Source organism: Pseudoalteromonas sp. NZS127_1, from assembly GCF_015864295.1.
Taxonomy (GTDB): Bacteria; Pseudomonadota; Gammaproteobacteria; order Enterobacterales; family Alteromonadaceae; genus Pseudoalteromonas; species Pseudoalteromonas arctica.
On the sequence record NZ_JADYXO010000009.1, the window covers coordinates 134,220 to 153,919 of the forward strand.

Here is a 19,700-nt window from a genome sequence, read left to right on the forward strand (position 1 = left end):
AAGGGGGCTATTCAAAACCTAAAGCTCATGCCATTAATGACCTAGCAACAAACCCAGCTTTCTAAACGCATTTATATAACGTAATAAAAGTTAACTTGGGTGAGTGGTGGTTGGCTGAAGTGTGCTTAAAAAACACAGAGCTACTTTGTTTTAGCTAACCTTAATTATTTACAGCAAGAACAAATAATTAAAACCAGCAACAAGATGCAGCCTTACAGACAACCTGTAAAGCTAGGTGGAGCACGACAACCATGTGCAACATGCACTGGCTGAAGAACTTTAGCCTCGCTAAAAGCAAAGGCTGCTTTACGGAGGATAATTCCAGCACGACGCGCTGGAAAAATATGGAACAATAACCAACAAAGGCCAATAAGTAACTGACTTGAAATGATTGGATGAGCTAAAAATCCGGCAATAGTAAGTAACAGTGGCTCTACAATAAACCCATCACTTAATAGCGCCTCAAGCTTGAAGGCATCCTCTAGTGCACCGCTTAACAACATGACCGTATTAAACACTAATAAAGTTATAGCTACACACACGCCCTTACCCGCTTTATTCAAGCGTTCACACGTAACTGGCTTGCTTGGGGCGAGATCAGTATTGGTATGATGTAAAGAAAGTGTGTTCAAAGACATTAACCTACTTAAATGACTATAACAAAATTAAAGTAATACAAAGCAATGGAAAAATTTGAAAAACATTGCTGCTGTAAGCCCAAAAATCAGGTGCTGAATACGATCAAATCCGGTTAGCACAAATTCACCTTGTGAAAATTGATCCGTATCAATCAAACTTTCAAAACTTACTGAAAGTTCGAACGTGAGTATAACAAAGAGAATTTTCTGTTCAACTAAAAAACAATAAATTTGAGTTAAGCTTTAGAAGCTATTTTGTTAATAAAAAATAACAACTTAAAAAACATAGGGTTAATTTAAATTAAAAACAATTTAAAGAGGTATATTTAATAAAATTATAGGTTTTTTGGAAGGAATAATAATTGTGTCGCACAAATAAAAACAGCCCAAATTCAGTCACCACCGAAATTGAGCCGCTTTTCACACTGACAACATCTTCACACACAATATAAAGATTTTTTGTTTACACTGCGTGGCATTGTAGGGAAATAAAAACAACTCAAATACAGTCACCACCGGATTTGAGTTGCCTTTCACACTGACAACATCTTCACACACAATATAAAGATTTTTTGTTTACACTGCGTGGCATTGTAAGGAAATAAAAACAACTCAAATGCAGTCACCACCGAATTTGAGTTGCCTTTCACACTGACAACATCTTCACACACAATATAAAGATTCTTGGTTTACATTACGTGGCATTGTAGGGAAATAAAAACAACTCAAATGCAGTCACCACCGAATTTGAGTTGCCTTTCACACTGACAACATCTTCACACACAATATAAAGATTCTTGGTTTACATTACGTGGCATTGTAGGGAAATAAAAACAACTCAAATGCAGTCACCACCGAATTTGAGTTGCCTTTCACACTGACAACATCTTCACACACAATATAAAGATTTTTGGTTTACACTGCGTGACATTGTAGGGAAATAAAAACAACTCAAATGTAGTCACCACCGAATTTGAGTTGCCTTTCACACTGACAACATCTTCACACACAATATAAAGATTCTTTTAAGCGAGACCAACTTTGCCTCAAGCTTATGACTAGAGCCTTGCTCTGTGTCTATGATTAAACTTTAGAGTGTTAGCTCCAATTTGACAAACGAGAAAAATAAACCTAATAGGTGAAAAAAACTAAACTATAGACGTTTGTCTAATACATTAAGATTGGATTACTTATGAAATAAAAAAGATAAGAGGTTTTACAGACACAAAAAAAGCGCTATAAAGCGCTTTTTAATATTTAAGAGAACTTAAATAATTTGATTTTCTTTCCAGGCTTGCTCTTTAGCTAAACGGTTTTTGCGTTTATCACATGGATCATCGCAATCACAGGCTTTATCAATACCAACCGAACCTAAACCACCACAGCTACTTGCCATAGATTTTTTTTGCACGATCATACCAACGGCCATTGCCGACACTATTAAAATTAGTAAGCCAAAAGTAAGAAGAAAAAGTGACATTGCTTAGCCCCTATTGATCAGCAATTAATTAAACTCAAACATTTTTGAGCAAGTGTTATTATATACCCAAATAATCTGGAAATAAACAAGGCTGCACCATACTATAAATAAGGTTTAAATGCAGGGCTTGAATAAGTAACTAAACCCTCTTCTGATTTACCTATTAAATACACTGGCAAATCGTGCTGCTGAGCATATGCCTGAGCTTTCTCCATACCCATCACAGTAAGAGCAGTCGCTAAACCATCTGCTGTCATAGCGCTTGGATGAAGCACAGTTACCGACACTAAGTCGTGCTTAATAGGCATGCCGGTTACAGGGTCAATTAAATGAGTATAGATCTCCCCATCCATTTTATAAAAAATACGGTAATCACCTGATGTTGCGATCCCACTTGTACCTGGTGATAAAACACGGTGTACTTTACGCTCTCCAGGTTGTGCATCTGGTTGTTCTATCGCAATTTTCCAATCCTGGTTATTTGGCTTTTCACCCGCTATACGTAGCTCACCACCAATCTCAACCATGTAGTTAGTAATACTGTGGCTTTCTAATAGCTGCGCTACTTTGTCGATACCGTAGCCTTTAGCCGTTGCTGAAAACGAAAGCTCTAACCCATTAACTGTTTTAGCTAAACCCTGTCCATTTAAAATAAGCTTATCAATACCTATTTTTTCAACCATTGAAGCAAGCTCTTCATCTGTTGGGCGATTGGTTGGTTTTTTATCAGGACCAAAGCCCCATAAGTCAATGAGAGGTCCCATGGTTACATCAAGTGTTTTAGTTGATTCACCTAAGCGAATAGATTCGCTTATAACAGCCCTAAAATCTTCGCTAATTGGCATCACTTGATTTGCAGGTAATCTGTTAAATGTATTTATTTCAGAGTCTTCTATATAAGTAGACATAGACTGATTTACATCTTTTAAAACAGCGTCTATTTGCAGCTGTAATTGTGAGGCCGATAGCTGGGTTTGCTCATCATAATATTTAATATGATAAGTGGTTCCCATAGTCTTACCTTCTAAAAAGGTTTCCCTCGACTCTGGTTTTTCACCACACCCAGACAGTAATAAGGTCAGTGTGATTAGTAAAAAGGCCATTATGCCTTGTGAAGTACTTACTCGATTCATAACAGCTCTACTTAATAGATTGATAAAATTAAAGAATAAAAAAAGCCTCGTAACACAAGTGCTACGAGGCTGGTATTTTAACCAAAACTAAACTGTTTTGGTATTAGTGTTAGCCACCAAAATCATCTAATAAGATATTTTCGTCTTCAACACCTAAATCTTTAAGCATAGTAATAACTGCCGCGTTCATCATTGGAGGACCACACATGTAGTACTCACAATCTTCCGGCGCTTCGTGATCTTTAAGATAGTTCTCAAATAACACGTTATGGATAAAGCCAGTATAGCCTTCCCAGTTATCTTCAGGTTGTGGATCTGAAAGCGCTGTATGCCATACGAAGTTAGGATTTTCAGCGGCTAGGCCGTCAAAATCTTCTACGTAGAACATTTCACGTTCAGAACGTGCACCATACCAAAAGCTCATCTTACGTTTAGAGTTCAAACGTTTAAGTTGGTCAAAGATATGTGAACGCATTGGCGCCATACCAGCACCACCACCAACAAAGATCATTTCTGCATCTGTGTCTTTAGCAAAGAACTCACCAAATGGACCTGAAATAGTTACCTTGTCGCCTTTTGTAAGTGACCAAATGTACGAAGACATTTTACCACATGGCAAGCTTAGGTTTCTCGGAGGCGGAGCAGCAATACGCACGTTAAGCATAATGATGCCTTCTTCTTCTGGGTAGTTAGCCATTGAGTATGCACGAATAGTTTCTTCGTCTACTTTTGACTCCAGATCGAAGAAACCAAAATGGTTCCAGTCGCCACGATATTCTTCAGGAACATCAAAATCTGCATATTTAACATGGTGAGGTGGCGCTTCAATTTGGATGTAACCACCCGCACGGAAAGGCACTGACTCATCACCAGGGATTTGCAGTTTAAGTTCTTTAATGAACGTTGCTTTGTTATCGTTAGAGATAACTTCACAATCCCATTTTTTAACACCGAAAATTGACTCTTCAAGTTCAATTTCCATGTCGTTTTTAACATTTACCTGACACGCTAAACGACAGCCTTCACGGGCTTCACCTTTAGATATGTGATCAAGTTCAGTTGGCAAGATATCGCCGCCACCTTCTTTAATGTGAACACGACACTGACCACAAGAGCCACCGCCACCACAAGCAGATGATACGAAAATACCTGACTCAGATAATGCACTTAAAAGCTTATTACCTGCTGATGTAGTAATGGCTTTGTCTTTATCGCCATTAATACCGATGATGATGTCACCGCTTGCAACTAACTGAGATTTAGCACCAATGATCACTAAAACTAGTAGTACAACGATAGCGATGAAAACACCAACGCCTAAGAAAATCTGATAATCCATGATTTATCCTCGCTACCCTTTACAGTGAAATACCAGAGAATGACATAAAGCCAAGTCCCATTAAACCAACAGTGATGAAGGTAATACCTAAACCACGTAAGCCGTCTGGCACGTCTGAATATTTCAGTTTCTCACGGATACCTGCAAGTAATGTAATTGCAAGTGCCCAACCAACACCAGCGCCAATACCATAAACAACAGACTCGCCGAAGTCATAGTTACGCTCAACCATGAAAGATACCGCACCAAATATTGCACAGTTAACTGTGATAAGTGGCAAGAAGATACCTAATGCGTTGTATAGTGCAGGGAAAAACTTATCTAATGCCATTTCAAGAATTTGCACAAGTGCTGCAATAACACCAATGAAAGTTAAGAAACGTAAAAAGCTAAGATCCGCATCCGGGTAACCTAACCAAGTAAGTGAACCTGGTGCAAGTACCGCATGGTAAACCAAGTTGTTAACAGGTACAGAAATACCCAATACAACTATAACCGCTATACCTAGGCCAATTGATGTAGTTACTTTTTTAGATACTGCTAAAAAAGTACACATGCCTAAGAAGAATGACAACGCTAAGTTCTCAATAAAAACGGCTTTTACAAATAAACTAATATAATGTTCCACTATTTGCCCCTTACGCTTTAGCTTCTACTTGGTCTTTCTTATAAGTACGAAGTACCCATATGAATAAACCAATGATGAAGAATGCACTCGGTGGTAAGATCAATAGACCCATAGGCTGATACCAACCGCCATCTTGTACTAATGGGATAATATCAACACCGAATAGTGAACCCTTACCGAATAGCTCACGAATGAAACCAACAGTAAGTAGTACTACAGAATAGCCTAAGCCATTACCAATACCGTCAAGGAAAGACATAATTGGTGGCGACTTCATCGCATATGCTTCAGCACGACCCATTACGATACAGTTAGTAATGATTAGACCAACGAATACAGAAAGCTCTTTTGCCGTAGCGTAAGAGAATGCCTGTAATACTTGGTCAACAACGATTACCAATGATGCAATAATTGTCATTTGTACGATGATACGAACAGATGATGGGATCTGGTTACGAATAAGCGAGATAAAGAAGCTCGAAAACGCTGTTACTAGTGTCAATGCAATTGACATGATTAACGCATTTTTTAAGCTAGACGTTACCGCTAGCGCTGAACAAATACCAAGTACTTGTAGTGCGATTGGGTTGTTAGCTAAAACCGGACCAAATAGGACCGCCTTCATTTCTTTAGTATCAGCCATTATTTCAATGCTCCTTTACGTACTTTCGCAAGGAAAGGGCCAAAGCCATTTTCGCCAGTCCAAAAATCAACTGCATGATCAACACCGTTAGACGTTAATGTAGCACCTGAAAGACCATCGATCTTATGCTCATCATTGCCCGCAGTACCTTTAACAATTTGAATTGGAAGTTCTTTACCTTCCCATGTAGCCGTCCACTGTGGATTCTGAATTTCGCCACCTAGACCAGGGGTTTCATTATGCTTGTAAAAGATAATGCTCTTAACAGTTTCAGCATCGCTTTCAAGCGAGATAAAACCGTACATTAAGCCCCATAAACCGTAGCCTTGGATAGGAAGAATAATTGCATCAACTGAACCATCTTCTTTTTTAGAGATATACACCGGCGACTCTTTAGTCACACGTTGAATACCAGCAATATCTTTAACGCCTTTCTCTTTAAGAGAAACACTTAGCGCTGCATCATATTTGCTTTTTTCAAAGTCAAAGATTGTTGGGTCTGTATCTACAAACTCACCTGTAGTCATGTTTACAACGCGCGCTTCGATTTTTGCATCAAATGTTTCTAAAACATTTTCAACTTTATCGATACCCGCAGCAGCCAAGATATTACTTTGAATATCTTTTTCTTTATTAGCTTGCTGTAAAGGACGAAGCTGTACAGAAGCAAACGATACAATGATTGCACACACTAAACATAGTGCGACAACAACTGATAACGTTTTACCGATTGATTCGTTATTACTAGACATTACGTGCCAACCTCCGCTTAATATTAGCCTGCACTACAAAGTGATCGAACAGTGGAGCGAATAAGTTAGCAAATAAGATTGCTAGCATCATACCTTCTGGGAAAGCAGGATTCACAACACGTATCATAACCACCATAAAGCCAATTAATAGACCATATGCTAATTTACCTTTGTCAGTAAATGCAGCTGATACAGGGTCAGTAGCCATAAAGAACATACCGAACGCAAAGCCACCAAGTACTAAATGCCAATACCAAGGCATTGCAAATACAGGGTTAGTTTCTGAGCCAACAGCATTTAGTAAAAATGCAGTTGCTACCATACCTAGGAATACACCTAGTACGATGCGCCAAGAAGCGATACGAACGTAAATTAAGAACAAACCACCTACTAATAATGCAAGTGTAGATGTTTCACCTACAGAACCTTGAATGAAACCGTAAAACGCATTCCACCATAATTCCATGTTTGCAAAATCAAGTGTGCCAGCAAATGCTTGGCCTAGCATAGTTGCACCAGAGAACGAATCTACTGCTGTCCATACTGTGTCACCTGAGATTTGAGCTGGGTATGCAAAGAACAAAAATGCACGGCCGGCTAAAGCAGGGTTTAAGAAGTTACGGCCAGTACCACCAAAGATTTCTTTAGCGATAACTACACCAAACGTAATACCTAACGCAACTTGCCATAAAGGAATCGTTGCTGGCAAAATAAGTGCAAATAGCACTGAAGTAACGAAGAAACCTTCGTTAATTTCATGCTTACGCACAGAAGCAAATATTACTTCCCAAAAGCCACCAACTGCAAATGTTACCGCGTAGATAGGTAGGAAGAAACATGCTCCATAGAACATCTTAGCGCCCCAGCCTGCATCAGCGGTTAATTCACCACCGAATAACTGGAACAAACCAACTTGCCACGTGTTTGCTAGTTCAAAACCTTGTGCTAAAGCACCTGCGGCCTGATGGCCGATATTGAACATACCAAAAAACATAGCTGGGAACGTCGCCATCCACACTAAAATCATCATGCGTTTTAGGTCGATGTTATCGCGTACGTGTGTCGCGCCTTTATTTACGTAGCCTGGTGTATAAAAAATAGTTGCAGCTGCTTCATACAGAGCATAAAATTTTTCATATTTACCACCGGCTTCAAAATTCGGCTCGATATCTTCTAGATATTTTTTTAAACCCATCTCTCTAGCCTTCCTTCTCGATCGTAGTTAAGCAATCGCGTAGGATAGAACCATACTCGTATTTGCCAGGACAAACGAAGGTACATAACGCTAAATCTTCTTCATCAAGTTCAAGCGCGCCTAATGAAATTGCACTGTCTAAATCACGCGCAATTAAGTCACGTAATAATAGAGTAGGCAAAATATCCAGCGGCATTACGCGCTCGTAGCTACCAATTGGTACCATGGCACGTTTTGAACCACCTGTTGACGTTGTCATTTTAAATAAACGACTCGGCGCAAGGTGAGAAAGGAATGTACGCGTTACAGAGAATTTATCACTACCTGGTGCAATCCAGCCAAACAATTCTTTTTCGCGACCTTCAAGTAAAACAGATACTTGAACGTGGTAACGACCTAAGAATGCATGAACACCGTTTGAAATAGAACCTGATAGAACAGAACCAGAAATAACACGGTTATCTCCGTCTTCTAGCTCACCAGCCACTAAATCATCCAATGAAGCACCTAGTTGTGTTTTCACTAAACGTGGGTTTTTAACGCGAGGACCTGCAAGCGAAATAACACGATTTGTGTAAATTTCACCAGTAAGGAATAAGTGACCATACGCAATAACGTCTTGGTAACCAATATGCCAAACTTGTTTGCTAACAGAAACTGCATCAAGATGATGGATATGAGTGCCAACGAGGCCAGCCGGATGCACACCACCAAACTCATGTACTTCTACTTGAGCTATAGATGAGCTAGGAACTTGGCTACCTGCTTTTTTACACACAAATACTTTGCCATCGGTCAAACGCGAAATAACAGCAAGACCCGCTTCAAATGCTTGCGCATTTTCGGCAATTATTACTGCAGGATCTGCAGCTAATGGGTTTGTGTCAGTTGCGGTCACAAAAATAGAACTAGGATTTGCATCCACAGCCGCTACTTTGCTGAATGGGCGAACACGAAGTGCTGTCCATTGACCAGACTGGATAAGTACTTCTTTGGCTTTTTCACGCTCTAAGCTCGCAAGCTCGTCTGCTTTGAAAGAGTCAAAGGTGATTTGCTCACTGCCGTTAACTTCAATAACAACAGATTGCAGCACACGTTTAGCACCACGATTTATTTCTTTTACTGTGCCAGAAGCTGGAGCAGTAAATAGGACGCCTGGGTTCTTTTTATCTTCAAAAAGTACCTGGCCTTTTTTGACTTGGTCATCCACACGAACATGCATGGTTGGACGCATACCGATAAACTCTTCACCAAGCACAGCTACACGTTTGACAGCAGAACCGTCATGTATAACTTGCTGTGGCGAGCCCTCTAAGGGTAAATCCAGACCTTTTTTTATATTGATCATACGCACTTGCATTACATTAAAGGAAAGAAACTGAAAAATCGTATCAACCACGTCGCCATTTGAGTTATTCCAAGTTATATCAAGGTACAAAAGAGCAGCTTGCTAGAAATATCAAACAAGCAACGTAGTAAAACTCATCACATATTGTCGAGATTTTAACATCATTTTAGATGACTATGCGAGTGTATTTATAAAAATTATACGACAGAAACACTTATTTGGTTTTGTTAAGTGACTTTAATTAAAATCAAGTTAGACCAAAGTGGTAGCCTAAGCAATTATTGTTCCTGATTTCATCGTAAATTAAACAAATCGCATAATATAAAAAAGCCGCTATAGCGGCTTTAATACCTAGGACCTGTTGACCTTTCAGGATTAAAATTTGTTCAATCTAGGGGCTATTTAATCGCGGCGTGAGGTTTGTAACCTAGTGGGCTAAGTAAAAACCGAGCAACAAAGAGTAAATAGCCCCTAGGCAGAACCCTTTGGGCAGCGCATGTTTGGCATTTATTCCACGTTATCGCCCATTTATGGGGAATAACCACACTACGTAGGCTCTGCCTTGCCTAAATACCAAACAGACTGCTGCAAATTTAACCTCGAAAGATAAACAGGCCCTAAGCTCTGTTAGTCAATCATATTAGCAATTGGCTTAACTGAACCTATGTCTTGCTCGTAGTCAACACCGTCTATACCAAAACCAAATAAGCGTAAAAACTCATTATGGTAACCAACATAGTCTGTTAGCTCATCAAGGCTGCTTGTATCAACACTATCCCATACAGCTTGAACGCGTGCTTGCACATCGTCCTCTAGCTCTTTGTAGTTTTGGAATAAATGCCCGCCGTCGTCAAAACGAGGCGATTCACCATACAAGTTTTCACTAAATAATGCGTGAATTTGCTCAATAGTGCCTTCGTATGTGCCATCTGCTTTCATAACTTTAAATAAAGCAGAAATATATAACGGCATTATAGGAATAGCAGAACTTGCTTGGGTTACTACTGCATTAAGTGATGAAACATACGCCTCACCCTTTAAATTTTTTGTTGATTCTTTAATAGCAGCCGTTGCACGGTCTAAGTCTTCTTTAGCCTTACCAATAGTCGCGTGTCCGTATATTGGCCATGTTAACTCTTTACCAATATAAGTGTACGCAGTCGTTTTAAAGTTATCGGCTAATACATCTGCTTCTTTTAATGCGTCTATCCACATTTCCCAATCTTCACCACCCATTACTTTAATGGTATTGTCGATATCGTCTTGATTTGCAGCTTCAACCGTAATTTCATCAATTTCACGCTTTGATGTATTTAAGTTTTTTGTTGTTACGGCATTACCAATTGGCTTAAGTGTAGAAGAAAACACTTCACCGGTATTTGGATCAGTACGACGAGGAGACGCTAAGCTGTAAATAATACAATCTACTTTGCCCAAGTCAGCTTTAATAGTGTCGATTGCTTTTTGCTTGATTTCGTTAGAAAACGCATCGCCATTAATATTTTTAGACCAAAGGCCCGCTTCGTCTGCTGCATCTTGAAAAGCAGCGGTATTGTACCAACCAGCAGAACCTGTTTTACGCTCTGTACCCTCTTTTTCAAAGAAAATACCTAATGTTTTAGCACCACCACCAAACGCAGCAGTAATGCGCGATGCCAAGCCGTAGCCTGTTGATGCGCCAATAACTAGTACATTTTTTGGTGCACTTTTTAATGCGCCTTGTTCTTTTACATAGTTAATTTGTTCTTGAACATGCTCTGCACAACCAGCTGGGTGTGCGTTTGTGCAGATAAATCCACGAATTTTAGGCTTAATGACCATTGATCATCCTATATCTTTTACAATAAAAATTAGCGCTAGTTTAAAGGCTAATACTAAAAACACTGATCTGATCAGTTAAACACCGACCAAATTCCCTATTTATTTTAGTTAAGCTTTGAGCCGCCCATACAATTAGGAGAATCAGGCGCTTCACCGCCCTGCTCTGTATATTCGTCTGGTGTATATGTATGAATAGCGAGTGCATGAATATGATTTGCTAATTCATCTTTTAAAATTTCGTTAATTTCACGATGGCGTTGTAATAAGCGCTTACCCGCGAACTCTTCGCTAACCACTATAACTTTAAAATGCGACTCAGTACCGGCACTGTGCATATGACTTTCATTGATTACGTTTAAATGTTTACACGCAATGGCGCTGCTTATTTTTTCTTGGATCTGTTGCTGCATTGACATAAAAGACCATTTTAATTAGCTAATTAATAGGCTTACTATAACAATTTAACGCAGCGATTGGCTAACTAAATTGCTTTTGCTTAATGTGCTTTATAAATCGGTAAGTTAAACTTATGCGCGGATGCGCAAGCGTGGTTTGCTTAGGTATTGCATGTTGATAATCTCGTTGGCTATGTCCATTCATTATTAAACAGCTGCCACTTTGTAATTTTAAGTCGGTTACTTTATTGCTCGCCTTGTGCTTTAACTTTAAAACCCGATCAGCTCCTAGAGAGACACACACAATTGTTGGTTTATCACCAAGCTCTATTTCATCATCACTGTGCCATCCCATCGTATCATTACCATCTCGGTAATAATTAACGAGCAATGAGTTTAGAGGCTGGTTTAAATGTGCTTCTAAACGCTTTCGCATATTAAGTAACAATTCATCCCATGGTTCTACTATTTGCTTACTACTTGAATAGCCGTATTCAATATTTAAATCACTCATGAAACATTGCAGTCGTGGAATAGGCCCCGTTTTGCCATAAACGGTTACATCGGGTTGCTGCCAACGTAGGTTTTTTTGCAAATAATAAAATAGATCGAGGCTTTTTTGTGCACTAAGTGCCCTACTTTGATAAGAAAAGCCATTTGGTAACTGTTGGGGGTTGGCGTTTTGCCGTTGCATGTTAGAATTTACCTACATTAGATTACTGATCAACGAACCATTATGACGACGCAAGCCCAGCTAGGCGATAAAACCTTTACTCTTGAACGCTTTCCATTGGATCAAAAAAACCGCAGCTTACAAGCGTGGGATTCGGCAGATGAGTACCTTATCAATTATGTTAACGAACATCACCCAGATTGTCGCTCATTGCTTATTTTAAACGATAGCTTTGGTGCACTTGCTTGTTATTTTAATAAGTTAACGGTTTGTTCAGTTAATGATTCTTATATTAGCCACCAAGCTGCGGCTTATAACTTACATGAAAACAAGCTGCCTACAGCAGAGTTTACGCAAGTAGATAGTTTGTCGGCATTACCAGAGGATGTAGATTTAGTACTTATTAAAATCCCTCGTAATGTAGGTTTTTTACAGTTCCAATTAAGTGAACTTAGTGAAGTACTTGCACCTGGTACACCAGTAATTGCCGCAGGTAAAACAAAAGAAATTCATAATTCAACAATAAAATCATTTGAGCAATTTATTGGTGAAACAACAACAAGCCTAGCAGTTAAAAAGTCTCGCCTTATATTAAGCACAGCTAAAGGCGGATATAAAGCAGCAGACTTCCCTATAACATGGGAGCTTGAAGGTACTGAGTTTAATATAACAAATCATGCAAATGTGTTTTCGCGTGATTCGTTAGATATTGGTGCGCGCTTCTTTTTTAACTACTTACCAGAAACACCTAAAGCTAAAAGCATTATTGATTTAGGCTGTGGTAACGGCGTTGTTGGATTAATGACGCTTGCTCGTTGCCCTAATGCATCAATTACCTTTGTTGATGAGTCTTACATGGCAGTAGAGTCAGCCCGGTTAAATGTAGAAATTAACCTAGGCGATAAGTTTGATAACTGTGAGTTCATCGAAAACGATTGTTTAACAGGCTTTGAAAGAGACAGTGTGGATATGGTGCTTTGTAATCCTCCATTTCACCAAGCTCAAGCTGTTACCGATCACATTGCTTGGCAAATGTTTAAACAAGCAAAAGATACTTTAAAAGAAGGCGGCGAGCTGCGTATTATTGGTAATCGTCATTTAGATTATCACGATAAATTAAACCGTATGTTCGGAAACTGTAAGTTGTTAGGCTCAAACAAAAAGTTTGTCGTTCTAAGTGCAACTAAAAATAGTGGAATGCTATAAATGAAATTAACAAACATTATAATTGGGTGTTGTGTATTGCTACTACTTGGTGGCTGCGCTAATCAGCCTAGCCAAGTAATACTCAATCCTGTTTATAAAAGTGGTCAAATAAGCACTATAAATAGTAGCTTAAGCACCAGTGTAATTGATTTACGTGGCGATTCGTCAACACTTAAACTTATTGAATCAGACAAAACTAAAACCTTTGCAAGCCAAGGCCTTACTGAATCAGTTAAAAGTGTTTTAGACAGCGCCCTTAGCCGCAATGGTGCCAGTATTTCTAATTTAGCGTCTGTACGCTTTGAAGTAGATATTCATGCACTACAAGCGGTGGTAACCGAAAAACTAGTGAGCCATACCAGCGAAGCCCATATAAAGCTTGGCGTGCGCGTTATTCGCGCCTCAAGTAATTTTAGTAAAGTGTATAGAGGCAGTGCTAATTTAGAAGGTCCGTTTAGTCACGAGCGAGTAAAAATAGAAGGTCAGCTCAATAAGTTGACTGAGCAAATTATTACCCGCATTGTATCTGACCCTGAATTAATAGAATTTTTAGAAGGTTAACTATGAAACGACTTTTTTTAATCTGCTTAGGCCTATTTTTTAGTGTAAGTAGCTTGGCAGCCCAAGAAGGCCGCTTTGTGCAAAAAGACAATATTTTTCCACGCGTCGAAATCGTAACAACGATGGGCAGTATTGTTGTTGAACTGGACCGTTCAAAAGCCCCCATTACGGTCAATAACTTTTTAACTTACGTGTCAGATAAGAGCTATCAAGGCAGTGTTTTTCATCGTATTGAGCGCGATGTGGAAAATGACCGCGACTTTGTTATTCAAGGTGGTGGCTACGATAAAGATTACGACGGCTTACACGAAAATGACCCTATTTTTAATGAAAGCGGCAATGGTTTAAAAAATGATATGTACAGCATTGCTATGGCGTATCAAGACCGTGAACCGCACTCAGGAACACGCCAATTCTTTTTTAATATGGATAACAACGATCACTTAAATCCAGGGAAAGATTGGGGTTTTGCAGTATTTGGTAATGTAATGGATGGCTACGATACCCTTGATAAGATCATGGCTGTTGAAACAGGGTTTAATGAAAAGATTGGTTACGATTTTGTTCCTAAAAAACCGGTGATCATCTTAAATATTAAAATGCTTGAACAAGTTCCACTGTAATTTATTTAAGAGCAGCTTAGCTGCTCTGCATCAAAGCCAATGAAGGCCCTATGAGCAAATCTCTCTCTATTAGCGAATATTTTTCTTACTTTAAAGACAAACGCTTAATCCATATTTTTATATTTGGTATGAGTAGCGGTTTTCCGTGGGTATTAATTGGCTCTGTTATGTCGGCTTGGCTAAAGGATGAAGGGCTAAGCCGCAGCATGATTGGCCTATTCGGCATTGTATTTGGCGCTTACAGTATAAATTTTTTATGGTCGCCTTTAATCGATCGTACAAAACTCCCTATTTTATATAAATGGCTAGGCCAACGTCGTAGTTGGATACTATTTTGCCAGAGCTTTATTTTTATTGGCACCTTATTATTAGCTGGGCTTGATTTAAAAGCTAATTTAGCAATTGTTGCTGCAATTTGTTTGTTAATCGCCATTGCTTCTGCAACGCAAGACATTGCTATTGATGCATTCAGAATAGACACACTTAAAGCAAACGAATCTCACAAAGCAACAGCGGCAGCCGCTATGGCAACGTCTGGTTGGTGGACAGGTTATGCGCTTTTAGGTGCAATTCCATTTTATATGGCTGATATCCCCTCGCTCGACTGGCCACAAATTTATTACTTTTTAGCTGCTGTAATGCTGCTGCTAATGAGTGGAGCATTGTTTGCAAAAGAACCTGAATCAAATAGAGAAGCGGTACATGCAGAGCTTGAACGTGTGTACCTTGAAAAACTGTCCTCTACAAAACAAACCCCTCTTACAAAAACTGTTGCGTGGCTCGCGGTAACCGTTATTGATCCCTTTAGAGCTTTTTTTACTAAAAATGGCGTTAAAACGGCACTGGCATTACTTGCGTTTATTTTCTTATTTAAAATAGGCGAAGCGTTTTTAGGGCGAATGTCGATTGTTTTTTATAAAGAAATTGGTTTTAGCAATAGCGATATAGCTACATTTTCAAAGGTAGGTACTGCCGTACTTACAATCATATTTACCTTTGTTGGCAGTTTATTTAATCAAAAATATGGCATTGTTAAGGGTTTATTTGTTAGTGGCATTGCGATGGCGGCCTCAAACTTAGCCTTTTCGTGGATTGCTTTAGTTGGCCCTGATTTAAGACTGTATGCCTTTGCTATTGTTATTGACGGGTTTACGCAAGCATGGTCGCTGGTCGCTATGGTGGCCTTTATATCGATGTTATGCGATAGAGCATTTAGTGCAACACACTATGCATTACTGGCGTCATTAGGGAATTTAGGACGAACATTACTTTCGAGCTACAGTGGTGTAGTAATTGATGATTGGTTAATGGGAAATTGGTCGCTGTTCTTTGTTTTAACAGCCTTGATGGTTATACCTTCGCTGATATTTTTATACCTGATTAGGCATAAATTATATGAGCTTGAGAAAAATTATCATAAAAATATTTAATGCATCCCTGCATTAACATATTACTTAGCACTATCAAGTGCCCCTTAAAGTGTACTAAGCAATGTTTGAGTTAATCTACTTTTAGCAAGCTAAGTGCTTCATGTGGATCAACTTCTAGAGCTGTACAATAACGAACAAACTCAATCACATCTAAACGGCGTTCTTGATTTTCAATCTTGCCGATAAACGAATGAGGCGTTCCCAGCACTTGTGCTAGGCTTCGCATTGTATGACCCTTTTCGTGGCGCTTACTTTTAAGCCACTTTGTTAGCTTTGCATTTTCTTCAGAAGAAACTGTTTTGCCCATCATTTTACATCTCCTACTAGATGATTTGACGTACCTATTAAAGCAGTAGTCTCTATCAATAGCTGTAGGCAAGTAAGCAGTCATACCATATTTTCAATAGCAAGCTATTGCTTAACAAAGCATGTGTTGCTACTCACTCCACCAATATAGCTAAAAAACTACGCTAATAATGTGGTAAAGATTTGTTTTTATTGAGAATGAAATTTTGCCCGTCTCATTCTTGGATACATTATATACTATTAACACTTTGGTTAAATAACTAATTACATACTCGGTACAAATATGAACACGAGTGAATATTTATAAACGCTGAATATTGACCTAAGTACTCAAAAAGTATTAATAAATTAATTTCTAGTTATAAAATATTTAAATGAATTTTTATAACAATTTTGTTCCAATTTATCGTCACATGTTTATGATTAAGCAATAATTAGCACCAAAAAGGCCGAATAATGTTCAGACTTCTTTTTTTATTACCGATTGTGTTGTGCTTGGGTTGGTACTTTTTTTTGCGCCACAACGGCGTACCAATTAAGCAAGGCAAAAAAGGCTTCATATACATTTTAGCGTTTTCTACTTTTGTACTTGGCTTTTTTGTATTGATAATGCAAATAACTGAATACGCCCCAACCGATTTGTAGGCATTAAAAAAGCCGCAAAGCGGCTTCATTCTATTTAGCGTTTGGCTGTTAAACGCTAAAGCTTGCACCACAACCACAGGTTGTTGTTGCATTAGGATTAGATACAAAAAAGCGTGCGCCTTCTAATCCTTCAGTGTAATCAACTTCACCGTCAACCAAATATTGAATGCTCATTGGATCGATCACGAGTGTTACACCATTTTTTACAATTTCTAAATCGCCAGGATTCGCTTTTTCATCAAAAGTAAAACCATATTGAAAACCAGAACAACCACCACCTGTTACATAAACACGCAGTTTTAAATCTGGATTTTCTTCTTCGTCGATTAACTGTTTAACGCGAACAGCAGCTGCATCGCTGAACTTAATTGGTAATTCTTCAGACATTTTAAAACCCTCAATATCGCAATGGCGTGATTATCTAATACCCGAGTGTTTTAATCAAGTATAGTAAAACAACTCTTTACTCTAAGTTATACCTATAAATTAGTAAAAAAGTGGCTAAACATTAGCTCACTAAAATAATACTTAAGCAAACTAAAAGCGACCCTTGTAAACTATAAATTCATTAAAAATTTTAGTTATAAAAAATAGGTCTTAATCTTTACTGCAAATTGTTAATATAAGTTACGAAAAATTCAAAATCACAAGGACTTAACTAAACTCTTTTGCTAAAATGCTGCTGAAAAATGCGGCGAGGAAATAATGCATGTGGCTTGAGCAACTCAGGCGTCGACTGGCAAAACCTAAAACATCTGTACAATTATGCTTATTAGGCGTAGTTGCCGGATTAATTGCTGCATTTTTTATTATTTTATTTCGCTTAACTATTTTGTTTTTTCAAAGCTTATTTTTGGAAACACCTGACGACTTTACTACCCTACCCACTCTTGAACGCGTTTTAATGCCATTAATAGCCGCATTTTTAATTGCGTGCTTTGCTGCATTTACTGGCTTTAAACATTACCGTTTAGGCATTCCTTTTGTTATTCATCGTATTAAACGCCATTACGGGCAAATGCCTTTATACAATACGGTTAATCAATTTGTTGGTGGCGCACTTGCACTCATTAGCGGTTTTTCGGTTGGCCGAGAAGGGCCTTCCGTACATATGGGCGCAACAGGTGCGAGTATTTTAGCGGATAAACTACATTTACCGCATAACGCCATGCGTACTTTAAGTGGTTGCGGCGTTGCAGCAGGTATAGCCGCTTCGTTTAATACCCCACTTGCAGCCGTTATTTTTGTAATGGAAGTGGTACTTCGAGAATATAAAGTACACATATTTGTGCCAATCATGCTTGCTGCTGTTACTGGTGCACTCGCTACGCAGTTTGTTTTTGGTGAAGGCTCTGAACTTGCACTCATTACAATAGCGCCATTAAGTGGTTGGCATTACCCTTATTTAATATTATGCGGTATGGCGCTGGGCGCTATAGCATTTAGCTTTAATCAAAACTTAATGCTAATTATTAAAACATTTAAACCTTTAAGTATGTTTCCTCGTTTACTAATCGCAGGCTGTATTGCCAGCTTGATAGCTTACGCGGTGCCTCATGCTATGGGTTCTGGTATGAGTGCGATTACTATCGCGGTTGAATCGCCTGATAACGTAAAGCTGCTTACTACCATTTTAATAGCTAAACTACTTGCCACATTGTTTGCTATTGGTTTGGGTATTCCTGGTGGTTTAATTGGTCCGGTAATTGGGCTTGGTGTATTAATTGGGACATTAATGGCCTTTTTTGCTCAATATATTAGCCCGGGTACTGATATTGCGGGTACGTATGGGGTTTTAGGTATGGCTGGATTATTAGCGGCTACACTGCATGCACCACTTGCTGCATTAACAACAGTAATGGAGCTTACATCATCACCTGAAATAATCGTTCCTGCGATGATAGTTATAACCACTGCATATGTAACTGCATTACAATTTTTTGGAAATCGCTCCATATTTTTGCAACAATTAGATTTTCAGGGATTGCCGTACCATGTATCTCCCGCTACCGAAGCATTACAAAAAGTGGGAATAATGGATGATATGGATGAAGACTTTAAATTGCTTTACTCAGACGATAAAGAGCAAATAAAAAATACGCTTGATGCCATGGATAGCCAAACACCCTTGATTGTTTTTGACGAAGAAAATGGCTATCGCCTCGCTGAATACGATTTAACGCTAATGTCTGATGAAGCAATAAATATAAATTACATTAGCTTGCAGGGCATCAGCAGCCAAGCCACCCTAGCCGATGCATTCGATATACTAAAAGATAAAAGAAGTGGCGCGCTTTACGTTTATAACCTTTTAGATAATCAACAAATTATGGGGCTATTACGCTGGGATCAAATTCATCATATTTTAACCATTCGTAACAGCTTACTTTAAGCAATAAGGACTATTATGAGCGCATTATTGATTTATAAAACACTCCACATATTTTTTATGATTGCGTGGTTTGCCGGTATTTTTTACTTGCCTCGATTATTTGTATATCACGCAATGAGCGAAGAAAGATCATGTAACTCTATGCTTAAAGTTATGGAGCGCAGGTTACTTTATTTCGTAACCCCATTTGCTGTTTTAACGGCTGTATTTGGTGTGTTAACCATTGTTGAATATGGTCGTGATTGGTTTAAATACAGTATGTGGCTACATTACAAACTTGTACTGGTAATTATTTTATACCTATACCACGGCTACTGTTTTAAGTTATTAAGTGACTTTAAACATGACCGAAACACTAAAACAGACCGCTTTTACCGTATTTTTAATGAGCTCCCTGTTATTGCGCTGCTCATCATAGTGGCACTTGCGGTAATAAAACCTAATTTATAAGCGTTTCGGTGCATGTTAAACTGCGCTGCAATTTACAATACT

The 19,700-nt window shown here is 38.7% G+C and carries 21 protein-coding genes; 7 read left to right on the forward strand and 14 right to left on the reverse strand.

What is annotated here, in order from left to right:
- Window positions 1-212: 212 nt before the first annotated feature.
- The 12 genes from I6F50_RS10500 to I6F50_RS10555 all read right to left on the reverse strand — a co-directional run bounded on the left by I6F50_RS10500 (window position 213) and on the right by I6F50_RS10555 (window position 12,066).
- On the reverse strand, window positions 213-632 hold the full coding sequence (locus tag I6F50_RS10500) for a hypothetical protein (RefSeq protein ID WP_197176214.1): 420 nt from the start codon (window positions 630-632) through the stop codon (window positions 213-215).
- 1,273 nt (window positions 633-1,905) lie between these two features.
- Window positions 1,906-2,118 carry a (Na+)-NQR maturation NqrM gene (nqrM, locus tag I6F50_RS10505; protein ID WP_007376137.1) on the reverse strand — a complete coding sequence of 71 codons (213 nt, stop codon included), beginning with the start codon at window positions 2,116-2,118 and terminating at the stop codon, window positions 1,906-1,908.
- A 101-nt stretch (window positions 2,119-2,219) separates the two neighbouring features.
- Entirely contained in the window at window positions 2,220-3,251 is a 1,032-nt protein-coding gene (locus tag I6F50_RS10510) for an FAD:protein FMN transferase (RefSeq protein WP_197119090.1), read from the reverse strand.
- A gap of 109 nt (window positions 3,252-3,360) precedes the next feature.
- Window positions 3,361-4,590 (reverse strand): NADH:ubiquinone reductase (Na(+)-transporting) subunit F, encoded by a 1,230-nt coding sequence (gene nqrF / locus I6F50_RS10515; protein WP_007584893.1) that lies wholly within the window; start codon window positions 4,588-4,590, stop codon window positions 3,361-3,363.
- 19 nt (window positions 4,591-4,609) lie between these two features.
- Window positions 4,610-5,218, reverse strand: coding sequence for an NADH:ubiquinone reductase (Na(+)-transporting) subunit E (gene nqrE / locus I6F50_RS10520; RefSeq protein ID WP_007584892.1), 609 nt, complete (start codon window positions 5,216-5,218; stop codon window positions 4,610-4,612).
- A gap of 10 nt (window positions 5,219-5,228) precedes the next feature.
- On the reverse strand, window positions 5,229-5,861 hold the full coding sequence (locus I6F50_RS10525; protein WP_007584891.1) for an NADH:ubiquinone reductase (Na(+)-transporting) subunit D: 633 nt from the start codon (window positions 5,859-5,861) through the stop codon (window positions 5,229-5,231).
- On the reverse strand, window positions 5,861-6,613 hold the full coding sequence (locus I6F50_RS10530; protein ID WP_165728484.1) for a Na(+)-translocating NADH-quinone reductase subunit C: 753 nt from the start codon (window positions 6,611-6,613) through the stop codon (window positions 5,861-5,863). Before I6F50_RS10530 ends, I6F50_RS10525 begins: the two co-directional genes overlap by 1 nt.
- Window positions 6,606-7,808, reverse strand: a complete 1,203-nt coding sequence (locus tag I6F50_RS10535) for an NADH:ubiquinone reductase (Na(+)-transporting) subunit B (protein ID WP_010555189.1) — start codon at window positions 7,806-7,808, stop codon at window positions 6,606-6,608. The genes I6F50_RS10530 and I6F50_RS10535 overlap by 8 nt, the downstream gene beginning before the upstream one ends.
- A gap of 4 nt (window positions 7,809-7,812) precedes the next feature.
- On the reverse strand, window positions 7,813-9,156 hold the full coding sequence (locus I6F50_RS10540; protein WP_197141202.1) for a Na(+)-translocating NADH-quinone reductase subunit A: 1,344 nt from the start codon (window positions 9,154-9,156) through the stop codon (window positions 7,813-7,815).
- 627 nt (window positions 9,157-9,783) lie between these two features.
- The gene (gene fabV, locus I6F50_RS10545) at window positions 9,784-10,977 is read right to left on the reverse strand and encodes an enoyl-ACP reductase FabV (protein WP_197176211.1); all 1,194 of its coding nucleotides are present in this window, start codon (window positions 10,975-10,977) and stop codon (window positions 9,784-9,786) included.
- A gap of 104 nt (window positions 10,978-11,081) precedes the next feature.
- Entirely contained in the window at window positions 11,082-11,393 is a 312-nt protein-coding gene (locus tag I6F50_RS10550; protein ID WP_165728481.1) for a BolA family transcriptional regulator, read from the reverse strand.
- A gap of 61 nt (window positions 11,394-11,454) precedes the next feature.
- Entirely contained in the window at window positions 11,455-12,066 is a 612-nt protein-coding gene (locus I6F50_RS10555) for an alpha-ketoglutarate-dependent dioxygenase AlkB (RefSeq protein WP_024589283.1), read from the reverse strand.
- Window positions 12,067-12,108: 42 nt separating this feature from the next.
- On the opposite strand from I6F50_RS10555, the gene I6F50_RS10560 reads away from it, so the two are divergent.
- The 4 genes from I6F50_RS10560 to I6F50_RS10575 are packed head-to-tail and all read left to right on the forward strand — an operon-like array spanning window position 12,109 to window position 15,865.
- On the forward strand, window positions 12,109-13,251 hold the full coding sequence (locus tag I6F50_RS10560) for a methyltransferase (RefSeq protein WP_007584883.1): 1,143 nt from the start codon (window positions 12,109-12,111) through the stop codon (window positions 13,249-13,251).
- Window positions 13,252-13,812: a YajG family lipoprotein gene (locus I6F50_RS10565; RefSeq protein ID WP_197160785.1), complete on the forward strand. Its 561-nt coding sequence runs from the start codon at window positions 13,252-13,254 to the stop codon at window positions 13,810-13,812.
- Window positions 13,813-13,814: 2 nt separating this feature from the next.
- On the forward strand, window positions 13,815-14,435 hold the full coding sequence (locus tag I6F50_RS10570) for a peptidylprolyl isomerase (RefSeq protein ID WP_010555196.1): 621 nt from the start codon (window positions 13,815-13,817) through the stop codon (window positions 14,433-14,435).
- Window positions 14,436-14,485: 50 nt separating this feature from the next.
- Window positions 14,486-15,865: an MFS transporter gene (locus tag I6F50_RS10575; protein ID WP_007584875.1), complete on the forward strand. Its 1,380-nt coding sequence runs from the start codon at window positions 14,486-14,488 to the stop codon at window positions 15,863-15,865.
- A 70-nt stretch (window positions 15,866-15,935) separates the two neighbouring features.
- Here I6F50_RS10575 and I6F50_RS10580 read toward each other — a convergent pair whose 3' ends face one another.
- The gene (locus I6F50_RS10580; RefSeq protein WP_007584874.1) at window positions 15,936-16,175 is read right to left on the reverse strand and encodes a helix-turn-helix domain-containing protein; all 240 of its coding nucleotides are present in this window, start codon (window positions 16,173-16,175) and stop codon (window positions 15,936-15,938) included.
- A 452-nt stretch (window positions 16,176-16,627) separates the two neighbouring features.
- Between I6F50_RS10580 and I6F50_RS10585 the strand changes: the two genes are divergently transcribed.
- Window positions 16,628-16,816, forward strand: coding sequence for a hypothetical protein (locus I6F50_RS10585; protein ID WP_165728476.1), 189 nt, complete (start codon window positions 16,628-16,630; stop codon window positions 16,814-16,816).
- Between the two features lie 48 nt (window positions 16,817-16,864).
- Here the strand turns inward: I6F50_RS10585 and erpA are convergent, their stop codons facing one another.
- Entirely contained in the window at window positions 16,865-17,203 is a 339-nt protein-coding gene (erpA, locus tag I6F50_RS10590; protein WP_002958911.1) for an iron-sulfur cluster insertion protein ErpA, read from the reverse strand.
- A 322-nt stretch (window positions 17,204-17,525) separates the two neighbouring features.
- Here erpA and I6F50_RS10595 point away from each other — a divergent pair, with 322 nt between their 5' ends.
- Together I6F50_RS10595 and I6F50_RS10600 are read left to right on the forward strand one after the other, a co-directional pair.
- Window positions 17,526-19,208, forward strand: coding sequence for a chloride channel protein (locus I6F50_RS10595; RefSeq protein WP_007584866.1), 1,683 nt, complete (start codon window positions 17,526-17,528; stop codon window positions 19,206-19,208).
- A gap of 15 nt (window positions 19,209-19,223) precedes the next feature.
- Window positions 19,224-19,658 (forward strand): CopD family protein, encoded by a 435-nt coding sequence (locus I6F50_RS10600; RefSeq protein WP_007584864.1) that lies wholly within the window; start codon window positions 19,224-19,226, stop codon window positions 19,656-19,658.
- The last annotated feature ends 42 nt before the right edge of the window (window positions 19,659-19,700 follow it).